The sequence below is a fragment of the Candidatus Methylomirabilota bacterium genome, assembly GCA_035315345.1.
Lineage (GTDB): Bacteria > Methylomirabilota > Methylomirabilia > Rokubacteriales > CSP1-6 > CAMLFJ01.
In genome coordinates this window covers 1-3083 of sequence record DATFYA010000146.1, presented here as the reverse complement: position 1 = coordinate 3083, position 3083 = coordinate 1, and the positions used below count along the sequence as shown (strand labels likewise).

Annotated in this window: 1 protein-coding gene; it reads right to left on the bottom strand. The window is 66.5% G+C overall.

Annotation, left to right across the window (positions count from 1 at the left end; translation table 11 throughout):
• Positions 1-191: 191 nt before the first annotated feature.
• On the bottom strand, positions 192-3083 hold a 2892-nt coding region (locus tag VKN16_19410; protein ID HME96378.1), incomplete at its 5' end, for an AAA family ATPase.

Here is a 3083-nt window from a genome sequence, read left to right as displayed (position 1 = left end):
GGTTCAAGTCCCGTCGAGCCCGCCAAACAAGAACGCGAGGTTCCTAGAACCTCGCGTTTTTGCGTTTTCTGCGCCGGTGCCTAACTGGTGCCTATCGACGAAAGTGCCGGTGTCGCCGTCGGCATCCGATCGAGCGCGTTGGATGACGCCCCGGAGGTGCTGCGGGCTCAGGTGCGCGTAGCGCGCGGTCTCTACGTCATGCCCAAGTCCTTCATCGCCGCCTCTGCCTGCTCCAACCAGAACCGCATGCCCATCTCGCGGTACATCGTGGTCGCGGTCGTGAGGTGCTCCTGCACGCCTCGCCGCTGACCCGTGCGCCGGCGGAGTTTGCCGAGGCCGAGGTGGCAGTGGGCGACGAGCGGGCGCATCCCGAGCTCGTCGGCGAGCGAGAGCGCGTCGCGGTAGTGGGACTCTGCTTTCTCCGGGAGATCGCGGCGGGCCATGACCTCACCAAGGAGCCAGAGGGGCCGCGCCTCCCAGCCGCGTTGACCGCGCTCGTGGGCAAGGGTCAGGGCTCGCCCAGCGAATGCGAGAGCGTCCGCGAGCCGGTCGGCGAGGATGTACGCCTCGCCCAGGTACGCCAGGAAGAGCGGCTGGTGAACTCTGAGTCTCATGGTCTCAATGGCACTCAGCGCGTGCTCCAGCAACGGGATGCCCTCATCAACTCCCCCCGAGAGCGCGTACGCGTAGCCCAGGCTCCCGGTGGCGAGCACCGAAAAGAAGGTCAGGTCCCACTCGCGAGACAGCGCCAGCCCCCGCTCGAGCAGGCCGACTGCGTGACTGAACTCTCCCCTGATGATGTGGAGACAGGTGAGATGCCAGCACACGTTGGCCAGGCTGTAGGGGTGATCGAGCACTTCAGCGATGCGGATGCCTTCCTGACCGTGAATGATGCCTTCCTCGAACTTCCCAAGCTCGGCGAGAACCCAACCCAGAAAGCCGCGGACCGACACGGCAGGAAATCCGGGCTGGCCAAACCGTTCCTGATTCGGAACAGCTTCGAGCAACTGCAGGACATGCAGGAGAAGATCCGCGGCCTGTCGATAATCCCCCGTCCCGACACAGGCCAGTCCGAAATAGAGATTTCCCGTCACCTGGAGCGGAACGTCCCCAAGCGACTCGGCAATAGCCTGGGCGTACTGGCCGAACGCGCGCCCTTCCGCCGGATGACCAGTCATCTGGAAGTTGTGGCACAGATAGACGGACAGCTGCCCGAGTCGCTGTTGATCGTCGAGCGCCCTGGCCAGGGCCTCGGCTTCGCGGAGACGGCCCAAGATCGGCTCGAATTCGCCGAGCGGAAAGAGTGCAGTTCGGAGGTCAAAGCGGAGATCGATGGCCTGTTCCAGCCTCTCACGGGTCTCGGGGAGATGCGGCAGGGCTGTCAGCGCCTGCTCGAAACAGCTCACGGCTTCTCGGTTGGCCGATCGTACCAATGCCTTGACGCCGGCCTGATGGAGGTACGTGACCGCCTTCTCCCACAGTGCGCCCTGCCCGGCGTGGTGGGCCAGCTGCTCGACGTGCTCGGTCAGCCGGTCCGGATAGGAGCGTTCGATGGCGCCGACGATCTGGGCGTGGAGATGTCGGCGCCGGCGGGGGAGGAGGCTCCCGTAGGCTACCTCGTGGGTGAGCGCGTGCTTGAAGGTGTATTCGAGATCGGGGAATAGGCGCGTCTCGTAGAGGAACTCGGCCGTCTGAAGGTGGCCCAGCCCGCGCCGGATCGTCCCTTCCTTCTCGTCCGCCACCGCCACGAGGAGCGCCAGGGGGAAGTCCTTCCCGATGACCGCGGCAATCTCGAGGAGCCGCTTCTCCTCCGGCCGCAGACGGTCGATGCGAGCGGTCAAGATGGCGTGCACCGTGCCGGGCACGTGGATCGCGGGCAGGTCGTGCGTCAAGCGGTACTTCGCTCGCTCGCCCGTCAGTGCACCCGTCTCGACCAGCGCCCGGACGCTCTCCTCGACAAAGAGCGGATTGCCCTCGGTGCGCTCGATCAGGAGCCGCTTGAGCGTGTCCAGGCCTGGGTCGTTCCCGACGAGCACATCGAGCAAGGCTTCGGCACTTTCCGGTGGCAGGGGGGTGATCCGGAGCTGCGTGTACGGGGTCTGGCTTCCCCAGTCGTGAGCATACTCGGATCGATGGCTGACGAGCAGCATGAGCTGCGCATTCGGGAGGCTCTCGCCCAGACTATCGAGGAGCGCCTGCGTCTCGCCGTCGATCCACTGCAGATCTTCGAACACCAGCGCCAGAGGCTGCGCCTGGCTCTCACGCAGCACGAGACGCTTGACGGCTTCCAGGGTCCGCCGCCGCCGCCCGGCGGGATCCAGCGCCTGCCATTTGGCGTCGTCCACGGGGATGTCGAGCAGGGTCAGGAAGACCGGCAGGGAGACCTTGAACTCCGGGTCCAGGGCAAGGAGCTTACCGATGACCTTCTCGCGGGTGGTGTGCTGGTCATCACGCTCTGCAATCCCGCAGTAGGCCTTGAGCAGATCGATCACGGGGAGATAGGGCGTGGTCTTGCCATAAGGGGCGGCGCCTACTTCCAGCACGACCCAGCCGTCGACTTGGGCTGAGTGCGTCACTTCCCACAGCAGGCGCGACTTACCCACCCCGGGGTCCCCGACGACAGCCGCGAGCTGGCCACGCCCATGCCCGGCCGCGGCGATGCAGCCCCGCAACTTCGCGAGCTCGTCGTGACGCCCCACGAACTGCGTCATCGCGCCCCACAGCCCCAACCCCCGGCGTTCTTGCCCGGTGAGACGATAGGCTCGATCCGCGTCCCCGGCTTCGCCGTCGATCGGGACGAGCTCGAACCGCCGCTCCAAGAAGGGGGCCGCGGCTGCACTCGCCACGGTCTGGTCCGTCCCGATGGTCTGCAGGAGCTGATCGAGGAGTGACCCTTGCGCGCGCTGGACGTCCGCATCGATGTCGATCCGTCCCACCGAGCGGCCGATGAGCAGCGGGGCGACGTGGATGCCGATCTTGATCCCCGGGACCAGGGCAGTGCCTTCACGGGCGCGGGCGGCCCCAGTGTGAATGGCCATCGCGGCATGGGCCGCGCGCCGCGGCGCATCGTCGACCTGATCGAC